The following is a 17,412-nucleotide window of genomic DNA, read 5'->3' on the forward strand; positions in this document are numbered from 1 at the left end:
CCCCCCCCCCCCCCCCCCCCCCCCCCCCCCCCCCCCCCCCCCCCCCCCTTTTTGAACGTTGTCGTCGGCAGCGTCAGATGTGTATAAGAGACAGGTATTCATCATCGGGCAGGCCTTTGGCTTGTTTGTGTACTTGCGCAATGTGGAGCTGCGCTTGCGCGAAGAACGCGCAAGCCTCAGCGGACGACCGCGATGAGCCACTTCGATACGGGCTCGATGTGGCTGGCTGCCGGCCTGGTCGGTCAAGTGCTGTTCGGTGTCCGCTTTGCCGTGCAGTGGATCCACAGCGAAATCATTGGCAAAAGCCGCTTCCCTCGCGTGTTCTGGCAGATCAGCGTGGCGGCAGGCGTCCTTATTCTTGCCTATGCGATTCACCGGCGCGATCCGGTATTCATCGCAGGCGAGGCGCTGAGCTTGATGGTTTTCGCACGAAATCTCCAGATGATTCTGCGCAAGCCGCACGCTGACGAGCCGCCGCCCCCTCCCGCGGCCGTCACCCAAAAGGACGGACATCACTCATGATTGGCGAGCTGAACGCCAAGGCTGACGGCACGGACACGCAAGCCCGCAGTGACCATCGGCCGCTCTGGTGGATCCTCTTGCTGGGGCTTTACCTGACCCTTGTCTTCCAAGGCTCTCGTGGCTTATGGAGCCCCGACGAAGGGCGCTACGTGGGCGTTGCGCTACAGATGATGGATTCAGGCAATTATCTGGCGCCCGCCTATAGCCCGGCCGAGCTGAACTTCTCCAAACCTCCGTTGACCTATTGGGTCATTGCCGCGTCGCTGCATGTGTTTGGCCGAACCACATGGGCCGCGCGCACCCCGTATGCGCTCTGCTTCGTCGTCACGCTGGCACTGCTGTTTCTGATGGGGCGACGAGCCAGCCCGAACAAGCCGTGGCTACCGTCTCTTATCTACGCCACCACGGCCTTCCCCTACCTCACCGCCAATATCGTCAGCACCGACGTGCTGTTGACCTTGTTCGAGACGCTCGCCGTACTGGGGTTCGTGCTTGCGACGTGGCCGCAACACGAAGCAAAACGTCGCCTTGGGCCAGCTGTGATGTGGCTTGGCTTTGGCTTGGCTTTTCTTACCAAGGGCCCGCCAGGGCTGCTGCCGCTGCTATCCATCACGGTGTTTTCCGTAGTATGCGGAGATTGGCGCGCGCTGGTCCGCTTGTTTCATCCGATTGGCGTGGCCATCTTCGTATTGATCGGACTTGGCTGGTATGCGCTGGCGATGCTGCGTTATCCGTGGCTATTGCACTATTTCCTTCACGATGAAGTCTACGGACGCATATTCACCTCCATGCATCGACGCCATGCAGGCGCGATGGGCTGGGCCTTGGTCTACCTGCCCGTTTTGGTTGTTGGCACGCTGCCCTGGTGGCGAAGCCTTTTCACCGCCTTGAGGGATACGTGCCAGCCAGCCGCCTGGCGGCGGCTGCGCCGCGAGCGTTCCCTCACGCTTTTTCTAACACTTTGGTTTGGCATCCCGCTGATCATCTTCTGTCTTTCGCAATCGCGCCTTCCGCTGTACCTGCTTCCTCTCTTCGCCCCCCTGGCACTCCTAGCTGCCTCGCGACTGGAATACACGTTCGACCTTCGCAACAGCCGCACGCAGGGCGTACTGGCGGGCTGGATCAGCCTACTGCTGGCGGTCAAGGGCTACGCGGCTTACGGCATCACCTCCAGGGACGACAATCAACGCGCCGCCGGTGAAATCGCCGCACAGATCGTCTCATCCGACTACTCCGCCGTGATCTTTCTGGAAGACAACGACGACACCTATGCCGTGGAGGAGCAAACCCCCTGGGGCGTGCGGCTGTATTTGAACAAGCCCATTTATGGGGTATCCGGCCTTTCGGCACAGGCGCCGGCGCAACTCTGTGCGGCGATCGAAGCACAGGGCAATGCCCTGATTGTTATCGATCGTGAGCTGCCTGACATGTACGTGGACACGATGATCCGCGAGTGCACACCCAACCTGCAACGCATGGGGCACTGGCGCGGTGATGCGCTCGTACTGGCACACCACTGAACCAACTAACGTCCAACGCAAGCGAGACCAACGACGATGTGCGGTATTGGTGGCGTCCTGATTCGAAACCAAGCGGATACCCACGGCACAGCTATAGGCCGGGTACGCGCCATGTTGTCCGCCATGACTCACCGCGGGCCCGATGGCCAGGCCGAGTACGCAAGCCGCGATATTGCGCTGGGCGCGAACCGGCTTGCCATCCGAGGCACGGATCAGGTTCAGCCGCCGCTGTTCATCCACGAAGCGGGCATCGTGGTCGCCTGCAATGGAGAAATAGACAACCATCGAGAACTGCGCCACTCACTGGAAGCGGCCGGCCACCTTATCGAGGGTAGCAGCGACATCGCGGTGCTGGCGCCACTTTATCTTGAGAAAGGCTTGGCGTTCCTGGATGAGCTTCGGGGCGCCTTTGCCATCGCCCTATGGGATGCGCGCAAGCAACAACTGATCCTCGCGAGGGATCGCTCCGGCGAACGCCACTTGTATTATTCGATTACCGATCACGGTGTCAGCTTCGCGTCGGAACTGGCCGCCATGGTGGCTGGCGCACCAAGCCCCATCACGTTGGATACGCACACACTGCCGTACTACGTGCGATCCGGCTACTGTCCCGCCCAATGGACTTTGCTCATGCGCCATTTCAAGGTTTGCCCGGGCGAAGCGATCGTATGGGAGGGCCAAAGCACCCGACGCCTGCGCTACTGGCTGCCTCCGCTGGGCCGGGTGAAACAGATTGCGCCGAGTATCGCCGAGTTCGACGCGCGCTTCCGGCAGGCCATCACACTACAGACCGATATCGACGTTGACTATGGCGTACTACTCAGCGGCGGCCTCGATTCCTCACTGATTACCGCCGTAGCGCGCGACCTGCGACCGCACCAGCCATTGCATGCCTATTGCATTCGCTTCGATGAGGCATCGTTCGATGAGGGCAACGATGCCCAAGCCATCGCACGGCACCTATCCTGCGGATTCACGTCTGTCACGATCGGTCCCGCTGATATTCCCGACGGTTTAAGGCACCTGATCAGAACCACCGGCGAGCCGCTGGCCGACCCGGCATGGCTGCCGCTCTCCGCGGTCGCCAAACGCGCCTCGCTAGACGTGAAAATGCTGCTGGCCGGCGAAGGTGCGGACGAACTCTTCGGGGGCTATCCCACTTACCTTGGCGCCCGCATGGCCACACACTATGACAAGCTTCCCTTGTCCGTGCGCACGGCCTGTCGGCGTATCGTCGATGCGCTGCCGATCAGCGAACAGAAGGTTTCTCTCACGTTCCTTCTGAAGAAGTTCGTCGATGGCCAGGCCCTCGACGGGCTGGCTCGGCACCTACTGTGGACGGCCAACCTAAGCCCTGCATGGATGGACCGCCTAGGCATCGGCTATCCGGCCGACTACACGGCCCACGAATCCAGCCAGTTGATGGACGCGATCCAGCGCTATGACTTTTCCCATTCGCTACCCGACGCACTGATGGCCAAGGCCGACCGAGGCGGCATGTGTCACGGCGTGGAGATCCGGGCGCCATTTCTGGACCAGGCGGTTATCGAGTTCGCGGCAACGCTGCCGCTCACTGCGCGCATCCAGGGCATCACCACCAAGGCTTTCCTGAAAACCTACGCCCGCCAGTACCTTCCCGACTCGGTCATCTATCGTCGCAAGCGCGGCCTATCAGTGCCGCTTGGCCGGTGGCTACGCGGACCACTGCACGCATGGGCACGCACCAAGCTTTCCAGTCCTGCACTCAACAGGGCCGGCATCAGCAATCAAGCGGCCATGGAACTATTGAACGAGCATCTGCGCAAGCACAACGATCACGCGCGCGGCCTATGGAACCTGATCGTGTTGTCCGAGTGGCTGGAGTGGCTGCACGATGCGCACCCAACCATGCACAGCTCACCCAAGGCGCGCTACGCGCTTGCATTGGCCGACGCTTAGCGCGGCATCATCCAACCGTTGGTGTAAGTGGATCGAAAGATCGTAGATCCTGGGCCGGCGCTCAACTTCGGCCCATCACAAAGAGTGGCTCGAAGCAGCCCAGAATAAGCCGCCTTGCATCGAAGGGCGGCTCGTTGGTTGTTTCCAGGCTGCCATCCGCGTGCATTTTTTCCTCGGCGGCGGTGAGGCTCGCCTTGTCGGGCCAGATTTGCCAGGTGAAGACAATCTTCTCGCCTTCCTTCGCCGCCACGGCACGCCGGAAGTCGGTAAGTTTGCCGTCTGGGACGAAGTCTTCCCAGCATTCGACAATCTCCAGGCAGCCGTGCGCCTTGAAGATGCGTGCCCCGTTCTCCGCCCATCGGCGGTAGGCTTCCATCTTGTCCTCGGGCACGGGAATAACCAGACCGGCGACGTACATGGCGACGACTCCTTCAGGCTAGCGGTGTGGACCCGGAAGAAAACCGGCGGCGATCGTGCATGGCGGATGCGACTCAAAGGGCGGCGTAAAGATCGGGTGGCATCACCCTATGTCCATGCTGCGCCGCGACTCACCTGCTGTCACCCTTCCACCTCGAAAGAGCCGGCTTCGTCGTACGCTCAGCTGCTGCCACCCGGACCCGGCTGCCTCAAGGATGCCTCCAGCGCATGTTTCACCTGGGTGGCGATGTCACTCTGGACCAGCAGAAGGTCGTTCGTGGGCCGGTCATACGTGCTGGACCACACCACATAGCCGCCATCGGCGCGAATCAACTGCGCGGTAATGCGCAGCGTGTTGCCGGACTTGCGCACGCTCCCCTCCAACACGTAGGCGACGCCGAGCTTCTGGGCGATCTCGGCGATCGTCGCCTGCTTGCCCTTGAAGTAGAGCGAGGAGGTCAGCGAGGGCACATGCGCCCCCGGAATGCTGCTCAGGGTATTGATGAGCTGCTCGGTCATGCCATCGGCGAAAGGCTCTTCGTCCATGGCGTCGGTCATATCCCGGAAAGGCAATACGGCAACGCATTTCTCTGCGGTCCCCACATACGAGTCCGCCCCCAAGGGCTTCAGCACCGTATAGAGCGCCAGAGCCACCGTCAGTACGCACGCCGCGGCCAGCCAAAGCCGATGGCGCTTGCGTGCGACCGCTTTCGCGAGAACCTCCACCGGATGCACTGTTGGCTCAAGCGCAGCACCGTTCCCGCCGGCCGCGCCTTTGACGACGTGAGCGACCATGCGGTAACCCAACCGTGGCACCGTGGCGATATAGCTCGACTGCCTGGGATCGTCGCCTAATGAACGACGCAGGGAGGCAATCGCCTGGTAAACGGAGTCGGGACTGACAATGGTTCCCGCCCACACGTGATCGAGCAGCTCCTGCAGACTCACCACCGCACCGGCGCGCCCTGCCAGACACTGAAGCAGCCGCATCGCGCGCGCGTCGAGCCGAACCACCTCGCCATCGCGGCTTATCTGACCGAGCGCCGGATCGACCAACCAGGTGCCGACATGAAAAGGGGCGTCTTCAGGCTGATCCATAGGACTCGTGGTCTGACCGTGGCTGAACTCAAGAAGGTTTCAGAACTTTTCAGGGATATATCAGCACCGCTTCAGGACTTTCGTGCCCGGCAAACCACACGATGCCCCTGGACGACGACGCCTGGAAGCGGAGGTTACATCATGTATCACGGCCCCAACGGCGGGGTCTCTGGGACCGAAGCGGCGCGCATGTTCCCAGCAAGTCACGGTCAACGCCTGCCCTACGGGAAGCCGCCTTACGCACTGCGCATTTCCGATCTTCTTTCGAAAGTTCTTGTCGCGACGCCTGCTCACGGGCACGTCGCCACCGCCCGCTACCCTCATGCATGCCACAACCCGAGGACCTGTCACCGATGACACCCCGTGAACCGCTCTGCCGTTGCGCACCGCTGCAGGTACTTAGACGACTTGTGCTGACCGCGTGGATCGCCTGCATGGCCCCGGACATGGCGAGCGCGGATGCCGCCCACCCCGCCGACGCATGGGTAAGCACCTGGATCGCATCGCCGCAACCACCCTTGCCGCATGCCGTGGATCACTATGAAGCCCAAAGCTTGCGCCTGATCGCGCACGTCAGCGCAGGCGGCACACAGGCTCGCATCCGCTTGTCCAACCTCGATGGCGACACCCCGCTGACGATAGGCGCGGCGCACGTTGCCCGGCGCACGCACGACGCGGATATCGACCCCGACTCCGACCGGGCGCTGACGTTTCACGGGCACGCATCGGTGGTCATCCCTGCGCACGCCACGGTTTGGAGTGACGCGGTGCGGGTGGCGATTACCCCACTCAGCGACCTGTCGGTGAGCCTGTATCTGCCCAAGGCCACGTCAGCCACGACGGTGCACATACTCGCCCAGCAAACCAGCTACGTATCGCAACCGGGCAATGCGGTCGCCGACGCGCATTTCCCGGTCGCCCGCCGCCTGGACATGTGGCCTTTCCTTTCAGGCATCGACGTGGAGGCCGCCCCGCCCCTCTTTGCCGTGGCGGCGTTCGGCGACTCCACGGTCGACGGAGACGGATCGACGCCGGATGCGAATCAACGCTGGCCGGATGCGTTGGCCGCGCGCCTGCAGCAAGCCGGCAAGCACGTCGCCGTGCTCAACGCCGGCCTGATCGGTAACCGCTTGCTGCGCGACAGCCCCCGTGGAACCCCTTACGGCCAGGCGCTGGGCGAGGCCGGCCTTACGCGTTTCTCCCGCGACGCGCTCGACCAACCCGGCGTGACGGTGGTGATTGTGCGCATGGGCAGCAACGACATCGGCTTCGTCCATGCGCTGGACCCTTCTGGCGAAACCGTGGATGCCAACGCGCTTATCGCCGGCTATCGGCGACTCATTGCCCTGGCCCATCAACACGGGGTCGGCATTATCGGAACCACCATCCCTCCCTTCGAGAACGCCAGCCTCCCCGGCTACTCGACGCCGGCGAAGGAGGCGATTCGCCAACAGGTCAACGCCTGGATACGCCAGGACCAAGCCTTCGATGCGTTGCTGGATGCCGACCAGATCCTGCGTGACCCATCGCACCCCGCGCGCCTGCTTGCCAGCCAGGACAGTGGCGACCATCTACACCCCAACGACGCGGGCTATCGCGCGCTGGCGCAGGCGCTACCGCTGGAGACGCTGGAACGACTGGCCAACCGCCCCGCACGCGCCCCTTCTCCGGCAACCGCGAACACTCGCAAGGGGCAGGCGCAATAGCGCGTGACCAATGGTCGCGAGCCCTCGATTTTCTCCCGCCCGGGTAGCCGGCGAAAAGCCGGTTACGGACCGTGCTTTGACTCGCGCCGCAGCGCATCGAGCGTCGCCGCGGCGGCCTCGATGCCCGGGATGGGTTGCTTGCGCCACACCAGCTTGCCGTAGCGCCACGCACGCACGACGCCATCCACCAGGCTGGCCCAGCCCCAGGGCGCGGGATGGATGGCAGCGTGCAGGGCCCGGGCATAGTCGAGCACCAGGCCCGGCGTCCAGGCCATGGCTTCGGCGCGTTTGCGCAGTTGTGCCGCGAACCACAATTCGGGATTGAAGACGGTGCGCACAAAAGCGCGCCACCCGCCGCTGTCGCGCACGACGTAGCCTTCCAGGGCGACTTCCAGGCAATGGGCGACCGTGCTGGAACAATTGCGATGCGTCAGGTTGTAGGTGGTGTCCTCGCGGTAGCGGCGCCAGAACGCGACGAGCCGTGCACGGTCGTACTCGGCAAAGCGAACCTGCGCGGTGGAATCGCACCAGCCGGCCGCCTCTTCGGCATAGGAGGGCTGGAATCGCCCTTCCACATTGTTTTCCGCCGTGGCGCGAAGCATGTGGATGAAGTCCCCTCCGCTGCGGTCGATCTCGATGGCCGGATAGTGACTGGCATAGATATCCGGCGGACACACCAGCGCGGCATGCCCCGTAGACACCACGCCCTTGGCGTCGATCGCCGCGATATAACGATCCACCAGTGGCTGGGGCACCACATCCGCCACCGAGCCGGCAGGCGTCCAGACATGCACCACCAGATCACCGGCGATGGTCGCGTCGCGCGGATCGAGGGCAAGCGCCTGCGTCCCCGGCAGCGCCTGGGTCAGCAGCACCGACAGGGCCGTATCCGTGGGAAGTCGCTTGAGGCGCACAGCCTGGCGAAACAAACCCAGGCCCGAGAGAAAGAGCCCCATGCCGATGCAGTACGGCACCGTGCCCGCATAGAACGTGGGATAAGGCTCGAACATAAAGCCGGCGAACAGCACTTCGAACACGCCCGTGAGCAAGGACAACCGCCATCCCGGAAACCGCACCACCAGTGCCGAAGCCACGCGAAATCCGCCATCGACGAGAAAGCCAAGGCCAAACGCCATGGCCAACACCACCTCCGCCGCATGATGCCGATCCACGATCAGCAGGCCGAGCACCAGAAACGCGGCGCCGCGCGCCTTTCGCAATACGGTGGAAGCCCCCGGCCTTGGCGAGGACACCACCAGGGTCACCACCGCCTCGATCAGCAGCAGATAGCCAAACACATGGATAGGGAAATACGACACTCCATCCAGGGCATCGACAAAGATGGCAGCCCCCATCAACGACCACAGCAAGCCGGTAATCGCCAGCCAAGGCCAGCGTGTGCGAATGAAATCGGCACCCAGCAAGATCAGTACGAGTCGAATCATCGAAGTGTCCCGGCGATCAGGTAGCGCTACGCGAGCGCGTTACGCACACCGCAAACAACAAACAGGCCAGCGCAATCACGCCAGGCAGTCCATAGAGCGCACTCAGGCCCATGGCCACGCCCGCCAGCGACGGCCCGACCAGCGCCCCCAGGCCCCAGGCCATGCCCATCACGGCGTAGACACCAATCAAGTCGTTGCCCTCGAAGCGACTACCCACCATCGCCAGCATCACCGTATAGATGCCGACGAATAGCCCACCCCACACAAAAACCAGGCTATACGCCAGCCACGGCTGACTGAGCGCAAACGGCCAGAGCAACGCTCCCGCCGCGGAAATAAAGGCGAGCCGGCACACCAGCGTGCGCTTATCCATGCGGTCGGCCAGCCAGCCAATGGGCAACTGCATCAGGATGGCTCCCAGCATCAGCGTGGAGATCAAGCGCATGGCCTGACTCTCGGACCAGCCCTGCGCGGTGGCGTAGAGCCCAATGAACGACAGCCCCGCCGTTTCCACCCCCGCATTGAGCACGGTGGTTGCCATGGCCACCGGCGCCATCCGGGCATAGCGCAGCGGCTGCGCTTTCTCCGGGCGCGCCTGCGGCGGAGCGATGACCCACGGCATCAGCAGAAACACCACCGCGCCCAGCGAAATGCCCGCACCCACAAGAAAGGCCACGCGGCTCACGCCAAGCACAGCCAGCAAAGCCGGACCCAGCACCATGCCCAGCGACAACGACGCCGTATAAAGCGCCATGGTGCGGCCGCGCGACTGCTCGGTGCTAAGCGCATTGGTCCACGTTTCAGACATGACGAACAATGCCTCGGCGGCGGCGCCCAGCATCACGCGCAGAGCGAACCACCAGAACACACTGGTAATCACCGTAAAGCTGGCGAGCACGATGGACGTGCCCACAAGCGCCAGCCCGGCGAGCCCGCGCGCGCCAAGACGCGTGGCGATGGCCGGCATGGCCGGCGCAATCAGCAGCACGCCCAGCGCATGCATGGCCGCGTTGGCACCGATCAATCCGCTGCTGAAACCGCGTCGCTCGAGCGTCATGGCAATCAGCGGCGCCGACAAGCTGTAGCTGAGGCCAAAAATACTGGCTACCAAGACGATCACGCCGATCGACGCCAATCGCCGCCGCGCGCTCCCGGCAACCGGCTCACCTACCGCGGAAGCTGACTGCATTGCCTGCTCCTTCTCGCCCCGACGCAAACCACGCTACCGGCACCGGGTTACCCGCGAACAGCCCACCTCGGCAAGCCCGTAACAAGACCAAACCAGCACGCTTCACCCCCACGGCCACCTGAGAAACGGACCCGTGCATGAACCAGGATAGTCACAAACCATCGGTTGGCCCTGGTCAACCACCAGCGCAAGAACGAACGAGCCGACGCATGCGTGAACCTGACCGGCAGCCCCTACGGCCAACCCGGAAAGCCGCCCCGACTTGCCATGCCAACGGTGTGGGCGAACCCGCCCACACAGCATGTTGCGCGGCGAACGCCCATGCAAGACGTAGTCCGGGATGAAAGTCGCGCTTACGCCACGCCTACGCCTCACAAAGCCAATACATGCACTACCCGGTACGACAATAGCCCCTATCTGTGACGAATCTCTCATAAACAGGCCAATCACGGCACTTGCCATGCGGGCCCTATCAAGTTCTAGCGCGACTGGCCGAAGCCGCGACAAGGGGGTTGTAGCCAGCGGCTCCAGCCGACGCTCGCGCAAGGAGTAAGCGCCAGCACACCGGCCTCGCACCGCACACGCTCGGCAGGACGCTTCAAGGAAGGGTCTACCCGGAGGGAGCCGGGCGAGCCGTTACTGCTCCAGAAGTAACCATCATCAATGGTGCGCGGCCATTCTGCGCGATCTGGAAACCGAGGCTATTCACATGGGCAATGAAGCGATTTCCGAGGCAGTCCTCAATCATGAGGAGCTGCAGGCCGTGAGCGCTGCACTCAATCGCGTTCAGGCAGTGATCGAGTTCGACCTGAAGGGCAAGATTCTGCAAGCCAACGAAAACTTCCTCCAAGCCATGGGGTATTCGCTGGAAGAGATCCAGGGCCAGCACCATCGCATGTTCTGCGAGCCGCAGTACGCAGCCAGCACCGCCTACAAGAAATTCTGGGAGAAGCTCGGCAGCGGCCAGTTCGACCAGGGCGAGTACAAGCGCATTGCGCGCGACGGCCGCGAGATCTGGATCAACGCTTCGTACAACCCGGTGCTCGATGAAAAGGGCAAGCCGTACAAGATCATCAAGTTCGCCACCGACGTGACGGCAGCACGCCAGCAGACCGCCGAATACCAGGGCAAGGTGGATGCCATCGACAAGGCGCAGGCGGTGATCGAATTCGATCTCGACGGCCACGTACTCAAGGCCAACGAGAACTTCCTGCAGACGATGGGCTATCGCCTGGACGAGATCAAAGGCAAGCACCATCGCATGTTCTGCGAGGAAAGCCATGCCGCCAGCCAGGAGTACGCCGAGTTTTGGGCCAAGCTCAATCGCGGCGAATTCGATGGCGGCCGCTACAAGCGTGTCGGCAAGGGCGGCAAGGTGATCTGGATCCAGGCCACCTACAATCCCATATACGACGTCAACGGTCGCGTGGCCAAGGTCGTTAAATTCGCCAGCGATGTCACCGCCCAGGTGGAGCTGGAAGAGTCGGTGAAGCGCCGCGCCGAAGACGACCAGCGCAAGGTGGCCGCCCTGCTCGATGTGGTCAAGCGTGCCGCCGGCGGCGAACTTACCGCCAATATCGAGGTTATGGGCGACGACCCGATCGACCAGCTCGCCGAAGGCATCAAACAGATGATGGCCGACCTGCGCGGCGTAATCGGCAAGGTGGTGGAATCGGCCAGCGGCTTCTCCGGCTCATCGGAAGACATCGCCAACCGCGCCAACAGCGTGGCCAGTGGCGCGCAGCTGCTGGGCGCCACGGTGGAAGAAATGAACGCCTCCATCGAGGAGCTCACCGCCTCCATCAACTCCATCGCCAACAATTCACGCAGCGCGGATCAACTGGCCAAGGATACCCAGCAGGAAGCCGAGCGCGGCTCCAAGGCCATTACCAAGTCCATCGAATCGATGGAGCTGATCAACAAGTCCTCCGAGGACATCAGCGAGATCATCAAGGTGATCGGCGAGATCGCCAGCCAGACCAACCTGCTGGCCTTCAACGCCGCCATCGAAGCGGCCCGCGCCGGCGAACATGGCCTGGGCTTCTCCGTGGTCGCCGATGAGGTGCGCAAGCTGGCCGAGCGCTCATCGCAGGCCACCAAGGAAATCTCCAAACTCATCAACGAATCGGTCAAGCGTGTGTCGCAAGGCAGCGACATCTCCAAGCAGGCCGGCGAAGCGTTCGAGAAGATCCTGGGCGGGGTGAGCCGTACCACCCAGGCCATCTCCGAGATCTCCTGTGGCGCCGACGAGCAGCTCATCGCCGCCCGCGAAGTCGCCAACGCCATCCAGCAGGTCGCCGAGGAAACCGAGAAATCGGCGGCCGCCTGCGACACCATCGCCCGCTCCACGACCAAGCTGATGCAGGGTGCGGGTGAGCTGAAGACCACCGTCGATCGCTTCGTGGTCTGAGCATGAGCGCGCCCATGGACATTGATGTCGAGGTTGACCGCAGCACCCAGCAGGCACTGTTCGAACGGGTGCGCCGGCATACCGGAATCGTGATGACGGACCGCAAGTGGGCCCTGCTCCACGGTCGACTGCGCCGCCGTCTTCAAACGCTGGCGCTGGCCGACTACCGCGACTACTTGGCGCTACTGGAAGGCGAGGCCGAGGAAGTGGGTCATTTCATCGACCTGGTGACCACCAACGAGACCACCTTCTTCCGCACGCCACGCATCTGGGACTATCTCAAGCAGAGTTTTCTCCCGGAATGGGCGGAAAAACATCGCGGCAGCACCCTGCAGGTGTGGTCGGCGGCGGCCTCCAGCGGTGAAGAGGGCTACTCCTGCGCCATGCTGTTCGAGGAGTTTCGCCTCACCCACCCGTTGTTCCGCTACCGCATCCTGGGCACCGATATTTCCAGCCAGGTGCTGCGCGACGCCTCGGCCGGCATCTACCAGGGCCGCAACCTGGAAGGGCTGCGCCGCTCACATCCCGCGATGCTCGAACGCTACATGCGCATGCAGGGCGAACGCGGTGAAATGGCGCCGGCCGCAAGAGCGTCCATCAGCTTTCGCCAGCACAACCTGTTCAAGCCGTTGCTGGAGCCCGCTCGCATGGACCTGGTATTGCTGCGCAATGTGCTGATCTACTTCGACGAAGCCGGACAGGAAGCCGTGCTGGCGCAGGTGCGCAAGGCCATGGCACCGGGCGGCATTTTGATCATCGGCGAATCGGAATCGCTGACACGTCTCAACACCGGCTTTGAGTTCATGCAGCCGCTGGTCTATCGCAACCGGGTAACCACCCATGCCTGATAGCCGCGAAGTAGTGGTACACATGTGCCAGGTTGCCGTCGGCCGCACAGGCGACCTGCTGCGCACCACGCTGGGCTCGTGCGTGGGCATCGGCTTTCTGTGGCGCGAAAAGGGCATTTATGGCCTGGCGCACTGCCTGCTTCCCGAGTCGCCCACTTCGCACCAGAGCATCAGCGCCAAATACGTTACCGACGCGGTGCCCTCACTGCTTGCACTCATGCGCATCCGCGAGCCGGATCGCCCGCAGATCGAGGCCGTCATTGCCGGTGGCGCCTGCATGGTGCAGCACAAGCAGCCGCCACGGCACGGCATGATCGGCGAGCAGAACGCCGAAGTGGCGCAACGACTGGTCGCCGCGGCGGGTATCCGCGTTATCCATGTGGACGTGGGCGGCCTGTCCGGGCGCCAGCTGCATATCGATTGCGCCCAGCATCGCTATCTGGTCAAGACCATCGCCCGCTCTCACTGACAGGACCTTCGCCATGGAACCCAGCGCTTTTGCAGACAAGCACGAAGCCGCCGAACTGTTCGGATCGTTCCACCTGGCCGGCACCGAACTGGTGCTGTCCGTCACCTCTCTGCAGGAGGTGGTGAGCTATCCCAGCGACATCACCACGGTGCCGCTGGCGCCCTCGTTCCTGCTGGGTCTATTCAACCTGCGCGGCACGCTTATCCCGATCGTGCGCTTGCGCGAGCTGTTGCAGCTTGGCCATGCCGACGTGCCCGATGGCGCCAAGATCGCCATCATCGACGCCCACCACACCAAGGTCGGCCTGCTGTTCGACAGCACCGGAGAGATACTGCGCGTGCCGGGCGAGCTCAAGATCGACTTTGGCCGCCCCGCGGACAGCAAGGAATTGATCGGCGGCGTGCTCAAGCTGGATAACGGCAACCGCATCCTGCAGATCCTGTCGCACGAAGCCCTGGCCCAGCTGCAGGACCTGCCGCGACTCAACCACGACACGCAGCGCGAACAGGAAGCCGCGCGCGCACGGGCAGCGCAAAGCCAACGCACCCAATGCGTGTCGTTCCGCGTGGGCAACGCCAAACTGGCGCTCCCGATGAGCGCCATCCACGAAATCATTCGCGTACCGGAACTGCAAAAGTCCGTCCTGGCCAGCGCGTTGTGCCTGGGCATACTCAACCTGCGCGGCAATACGATGCCGGTGATCGACTTCGGCCGTTTTTTGGCCCTGCCCCCGAAAGACGCGGCCGCCCCCGACATCGAGGGGGAGGAAGATGAGCGCCGCATCATCGTGCTCAAGCAGGACGACATGCATTTCGGGCTGCTGGTGGATGCGGTGGACAGTATCGTCGCCCACAGCGACGATGAACTGCTGGCCATGCCAAGCTTTGATCGCACGCATGCCAGTCTTTTCCGCGGATGCATCCGCTCGGGCGAGGGTGTGCACACTATCCTGCTCGACGCCCAGGCCTTGCTCAGCGATGCGGTGATCGATGAGGTCACGCAGGGCCACCGCGAGCTCTATCAGGATGTCGCCACGCTCAACAACGATGCCGCTGCGCGCCGTGGCCGCTCGCGTGAAACCTATGTCACCTTCCGCCTGAAGCACCTGATCGGCGCGCCCATTCAACAGCTGCGCGAAGTCATCGAATTCCCCGCCGACCTGATCCGGCCGCCGGGCACTCCGGGCCATGTCTGTGGCGTGCTCAACCTGCGCAGGAAGCTCATCCCCATCATGGATCTGCGCGCGCTCTACGGCATGCCGCCGTACGAAGACGTGGCCAGCACGCGCATCCTGATCGTCGAGCACGAGGGCGAAAAGTGCGGCCTGATGGTCGACTCGGTGGAGAACATCGTCACCGTGGATGCCGCCGACAAGCTGCCGGTGCCGCGCGTGCTGCTGGACCAGACAGGCACCTCGCTGCAGCACGATATGAAAGAAGTGGTGGAGCTGGCCGAACACCAGAGCTTGATGCTGCTCAATCTGGCATCGCTCATGGGGCGTGTCGCCGCCAAGGCGGCTTGACGCCGGTTGCCGGGACACGGCCTTTTGAAAGCGGGATTGGGGGCTCGTTGCTTCTGCGCCGCTCCTCTTAACCGCCGGAAGGCGCTGGATTCCTGCTTTCGCAAGAGCGACGGATCACAACGGCGACCCGCCTCAACGCATCACTGCGTCATTACGTCGCCTCGGCCAACCTAGGGAGTGGCCGCGGGCGGACTTGTCGTGGGTGGGGGCGGCACCCATACCCATAGCGCAGGCTCACGCGGCAGCCGGCCTCCATGTAGGCGAAGCGGAAGATCCATAGTCGCGGCCAATGACCATGATCTCAACAATCAATTGGATCAATCGCTTCAAAACCCGTAGTCTTGCGTTTCCACCAACCACAACTAACGGAAAAACAACGATGTCGTTGATCAATACCGAAATCAAACCGTTCAAGGCCACCGCATACAAGAATGGCCAGTTTGTCGACGTGACCGATGCCTCGCTGAAGGGCAAGTGGTCCGTGGTGGTGTTCTACCCCGCCGACTTCACCTTCGTCTGCCCGACGGAGCTGGAAGACCTGGCCGACCATTACGCTGAATTCCAGAAGCTGGGCGTGGAGGTCTACGCGGTCTCGACCGACACCCACTTCTCGCACAAGGCCTGGCACGACACCTCCGACGCGATCAAGAAGGTGCAGTACCCGATGATCGGCGACCCGACCGGCACCATCACCCGCAACTTCGACGTGATGATCGAAGAAGAAGGCCTGGCGCTGCGCGGCACGTTCCTGATCAACCCGGAAGGCCAGATCAAGCTGTGCGAGATCCATGACAACGGCATCGGCCGCGACGCTTCCGAGCTGCTGCGCAAGGTGAAGGCCGCGCAGTACGTCGCCTCCCACCCGGGCGAAGTGTGCCCGGCCAAGTGGAAGGAAGGCGAGAAGACGCTCAAGCCGTCGCTCGACCTGGTTGGCAAGATCTAAGCCACCGCTTTTCCCTGTATTGCGGCCCGCTGCATCGGGCCGCCCCGGACCCGGCCTTCGCCGGGTCCGCTTTCCGAATTTCAGGTGCTCGCAACGTCCGGCCCGTCCGGATGGTGATGGCGCTCAACCCGAAGAAACGATGGAGCCCCTTATGTTGGATGCCGATCTGAAGACCCAGTTGCAGGCCTACCTTGAGAAGGTCGTGTACCCGATCGAACTAATGGCCTCCCTCGACCAGGGCGAGAAGTCGCAGGAACTCAAGGGACTGCTGCAGGACATCGCCTCGCTGTCGGACAAGGTATCGCTGCGCCTGGATGGCAACGATGCGCGCAAGCCCTCGTTCGCCATCAACCGTACCGGCACCGACATCAGCGTGCGCTTTGCCGGCATCCCGCTCGGCCATGAGTTCACCTCGCTGGTGCTGGCCCTGCTGCAAGTGGGCGGCCACCCCTCCAAGGCCACGCAGGAAGTCATCGAGCAGGTACGCAGCCTGGACGGTGCGTTCCACTTCGAAACCTTTATGTCGCTCTCCTGCCACAGCTGCCCGGACACCGTGCAGGCACTGAACCTGATGAGCGTGCTCAATCCCAACATTACCCATGTGGCGGTTGACGGCGCGCTGTTCCAGGACGAAGTGAACGAGCGGCAGATCATGTCCGTGCCCACCGTGTTCCTCAACGGCGAGCTGTTCGACGCCGGCCGCATGACCATCGAGCAGATCGCCGCGCGCCTGGACACCAACGCCGCCGAACGCGCGGCCGAACGCATCAACACCAAGGCCCCGTTCGACGTACTGGTTGTGGGCGGCGGCCCGGCCGGTGCCGCGGCGGCGATCTACGCCGCACGCAAGGGCATCCGCACGGGCGTGGCGGCCGAGCGCTTCGGCGGCCAGGTGATGGACACCATGGCCATCGAGAACTTTATTTCGGTGCCCTATACCGAAGGCCCCAAGCTGGCCGCCGCACTGGAACAGCACGTGCACGAATACGACGTGGACGTGATGAACCTGCAGCGTGCCGAGCAATTGATCCCCGCCAGCACCGAGGGCGGCCTGCACGAAGTGCGCCTGGCCAATGGCGCCACGCTCAAGGCCAAGACGGTGATCCTTTCCACCGGCGCCCGCTGGCGCAACATGAACGTGCCGGGTGAACAGGAGTATCGCAACAAGGGCGTGACCTATTGCCCGCATTGCGACGGCCCGCTGTTCAAGGGCAAGCGCGTGGCGGTGATTGGCGGCGGCAACTCCGGCGTGGAGGCAGCCATCGACCTTGCCGGCATCGTGGGCCACGTGACGCTGCTCGAATTCGACAGCAAGCTGCGCGCCGACGAGGTGCTTCAGCGCAAGCTGCGCAGCATGCCCAACGTGGACGTGATCGTCAGCGCCC

General features: G+C 63.1%; 14 protein-coding genes. 10 read left to right on the forward strand and 4 right to left on the reverse strand.

Annotated elements, in window-relative coordinates:
• Nucleotides 1-192 precede the first annotated feature (192 nt).
• Genes JHD67_RS18475 through asnB form a run of 3 tightly spaced genes read left to right on the forward strand, consistent with a single transcriptional unit; the run spans nucleotide 193 to nucleotide 3,980 of the window.
• The gene (locus tag JHD67_RS18475; RefSeq protein ID WP_199100666.1) at nucleotides 193-522 is read left to right on the forward strand and encodes a lipid-A-disaccharide synthase N-terminal domain-containing protein; all 330 of its coding nucleotides are present in this window, start codon (nucleotides 193-195) and stop codon (nucleotides 520-522) included.
• Nucleotides 519-2,042 (forward strand): glycosyltransferase family 39 protein, encoded by a 1,524-nt coding sequence (locus JHD67_RS18480; protein ID WP_199100667.1) that lies wholly within the window; start codon nucleotides 519-521, stop codon nucleotides 2,040-2,042. The genes JHD67_RS18475 and JHD67_RS18480 overlap by 4 nt, the downstream gene beginning before the upstream one ends.
• A 36-nt stretch (nucleotides 2,043-2,078) precedes the next feature.
• Nucleotides 2,079-3,980 carry an asparagine synthase (glutamine-hydrolyzing) gene (gene asnB / locus JHD67_RS18485; protein ID WP_199100668.1) on the forward strand — a complete coding sequence of 634 codons (1,902 nt, stop codon included), beginning with the start codon at nucleotides 2,079-2,081 and terminating at the stop codon, nucleotides 3,978-3,980.
• 61 nt (nucleotides 3,981-4,041) lie between these two features.
• Here asnB and JHD67_RS18490 read toward each other — a convergent pair whose 3' ends face one another.
• Together JHD67_RS18490 and JHD67_RS18495 are read right to left on the reverse strand one after the other, a co-directional pair.
• Nucleotides 4,042-4,398 (reverse strand): DUF1428 domain-containing protein, encoded by a 357-nt coding sequence (locus JHD67_RS18490; protein ID WP_199100669.1) that lies wholly within the window; start codon nucleotides 4,396-4,398, stop codon nucleotides 4,042-4,044.
• A gap of 179 nt (nucleotides 4,399-4,577) precedes the next feature.
• A complete protein-coding gene (locus tag JHD67_RS18495; protein WP_199100670.1) occupies nucleotides 4,578-5,495 on the reverse strand; it encodes a winged helix-turn-helix domain-containing protein in 918 nt (305 codons plus the stop codon).
• Nucleotides 5,496-5,848: 353 nt separating this feature from the next.
• Between JHD67_RS18495 and JHD67_RS18500 the strand changes: the two genes are divergently transcribed.
• Nucleotides 5,849-7,201, forward strand: coding sequence for an SGNH/GDSL hydrolase family protein (locus JHD67_RS18500; RefSeq protein ID WP_199100671.1), 1,353 nt, complete (start codon nucleotides 5,849-5,851; stop codon nucleotides 7,199-7,201).
• A 62-nt stretch (nucleotides 7,202-7,263) separates the two neighbouring features.
• On the opposite strand, the gene JHD67_RS18505 is transcribed toward JHD67_RS18500, so the two are convergent.
• Both JHD67_RS18505 and JHD67_RS18510 read right to left on the reverse strand, forming a co-directional pair.
• Nucleotides 7,264-8,646, reverse strand: a complete 1,383-nt coding sequence (locus JHD67_RS18505; protein ID WP_199100672.1) for a hypothetical protein — start codon at nucleotides 8,644-8,646, stop codon at nucleotides 7,264-7,266.
• 16 nt (nucleotides 8,647-8,662) lie between these two features.
• Nucleotides 8,663-9,835 carry an MFS transporter gene (locus tag JHD67_RS18510; RefSeq protein WP_199100673.1) on the reverse strand — a complete coding sequence of 391 codons (1,173 nt, stop codon included), beginning with the start codon at nucleotides 9,833-9,835 and terminating at the stop codon, nucleotides 8,663-8,665.
• Nucleotides 9,836-10,544: 709 nt separating this feature from the next.
• On the opposite strand from JHD67_RS18510, the gene JHD67_RS18515 reads away from it, so the two are divergent.
• The 6 genes from JHD67_RS18515 to ahpF form a co-directional block, all read left to right on the forward strand.
• A complete protein-coding gene (locus JHD67_RS18515) occupies nucleotides 10,545-12,245 on the forward strand; it encodes a methyl-accepting chemotaxis protein (protein WP_199100674.1) in 1,701 nt (566 codons plus the stop codon).
• 14 nt (nucleotides 12,246-12,259) lie between these two features.
• Nucleotides 12,260-13,093, forward strand: a complete 834-nt coding sequence (locus JHD67_RS18520; protein WP_199100675.1) for a protein-glutamate O-methyltransferase CheR — start codon at nucleotides 12,260-12,262, stop codon at nucleotides 13,091-13,093.
• Complete coding sequence (locus tag JHD67_RS18525; RefSeq protein ID WP_199100676.1) at nucleotides 13,086-13,562, forward strand: chemotaxis protein CheD; 477 nt, start codon at nucleotides 13,086-13,088, stop codon at nucleotides 13,560-13,562. The genes JHD67_RS18520 and JHD67_RS18525 overlap by 8 nt, the downstream gene beginning before the upstream one ends.
• Before the next feature lie 13 nt (nucleotides 13,563-13,575).
• Entirely contained in the window at nucleotides 13,576-15,084 is a 1,509-nt protein-coding gene (locus JHD67_RS18530; RefSeq protein WP_199100677.1) for a chemotaxis protein CheW, read from the forward strand.
• A gap of 379 nt (nucleotides 15,085-15,463) precedes the next feature.
• Nucleotides 15,464-16,027 carry an alkyl hydroperoxide reductase subunit C gene (gene ahpC, locus JHD67_RS18535; protein WP_199100678.1) on the forward strand — a complete coding sequence of 188 codons (564 nt, stop codon included), beginning with the start codon at nucleotides 15,464-15,466 and terminating at the stop codon, nucleotides 16,025-16,027.
• A gap of 151 nt (nucleotides 16,028-16,178) precedes the next feature.
• Nucleotides 16,179-17,412 (forward strand): alkyl hydroperoxide reductase subunit F (gene ahpF, locus JHD67_RS18540; RefSeq protein WP_199100679.1); only part of this gene is annotated, 1,234 nt, incomplete at its 3' end.

The organism is Dyella sp. ASV21, assembly GCF_016428975.1.
In the GTDB taxonomy this organism is placed as follows: domain Bacteria; phylum Pseudomonadota; class Gammaproteobacteria; order Xanthomonadales; family Rhodanobacteraceae; genus Dyella.

Coding starts and splice junctions, on each gene's coding strand:
- JHD67_RS18475 (WP_199100666.1), top strand. CDS start 193: ATGAGCCACTTCGATACGGGCTCGATGTGGCTGGCTGCCGGCCTGGTC.
- JHD67_RS18480 (WP_199100667.1), top strand. CDS start 519: ATGATTGGCGAGCTGAACGCCAAGGCTGACGGCACGGACACGCAAGCC.
- asnB (WP_199100668.1), top strand. CDS start 2,079: ATGTGCGGTATTGGTGGCGTCCTGATTCGAAACCAAGCGGATACCCAC.
- JHD67_RS18490 (WP_199100669.1), bottom strand. CDS start 4,398: ATGTACGTCGCCGGTCTGGTTATTCCCGTGCCCGAGGACAAGATGGAA.
- JHD67_RS18495 (WP_199100670.1), bottom strand. CDS start 5,495: ATGGATCAGCCTGAAGACGCCCCTTTTCATGTCGGCACCTGGTTGGTC.
- JHD67_RS18500 (WP_199100671.1), top strand. CDS start 5,849: ATGACACCCCGTGAACCGCTCTGCCGTTGCGCACCGCTGCAGGTACTT.
- JHD67_RS18505 (WP_199100672.1), bottom strand. CDS start 8,646: ATGATTCGACTCGTACTGATCTTGCTGGGTGCCGATTTCATTCGCACA.
- JHD67_RS18510 (WP_199100673.1), bottom strand. CDS start 9,835: ATGCAGTCAGCTTCCGCGGTAGGTGAGCCGGTTGCCGGGAGCGCGCGG.
- JHD67_RS18515 (WP_199100674.1), top strand. CDS start 10,545: ATGGGCAATGAAGCGATTTCCGAGGCAGTCCTCAATCATGAGGAGCTG.
- JHD67_RS18520 (WP_199100675.1), top strand. CDS start 12,260: ATGGACATTGATGTCGAGGTTGACCGCAGCACCCAGCAGGCACTGTTC.
- JHD67_RS18525 (WP_199100676.1), top strand. CDS start 13,086: ATGCCTGATAGCCGCGAAGTAGTGGTACACATGTGCCAGGTTGCCGTC.
- JHD67_RS18530 (WP_199100677.1), top strand. CDS start 13,576: ATGGAACCCAGCGCTTTTGCAGACAAGCACGAAGCCGCCGAACTGTTC.
- ahpC (WP_199100678.1), top strand. CDS start 15,464: ATGTCGTTGATCAATACCGAAATCAAACCGTTCAAGGCCACCGCATAC.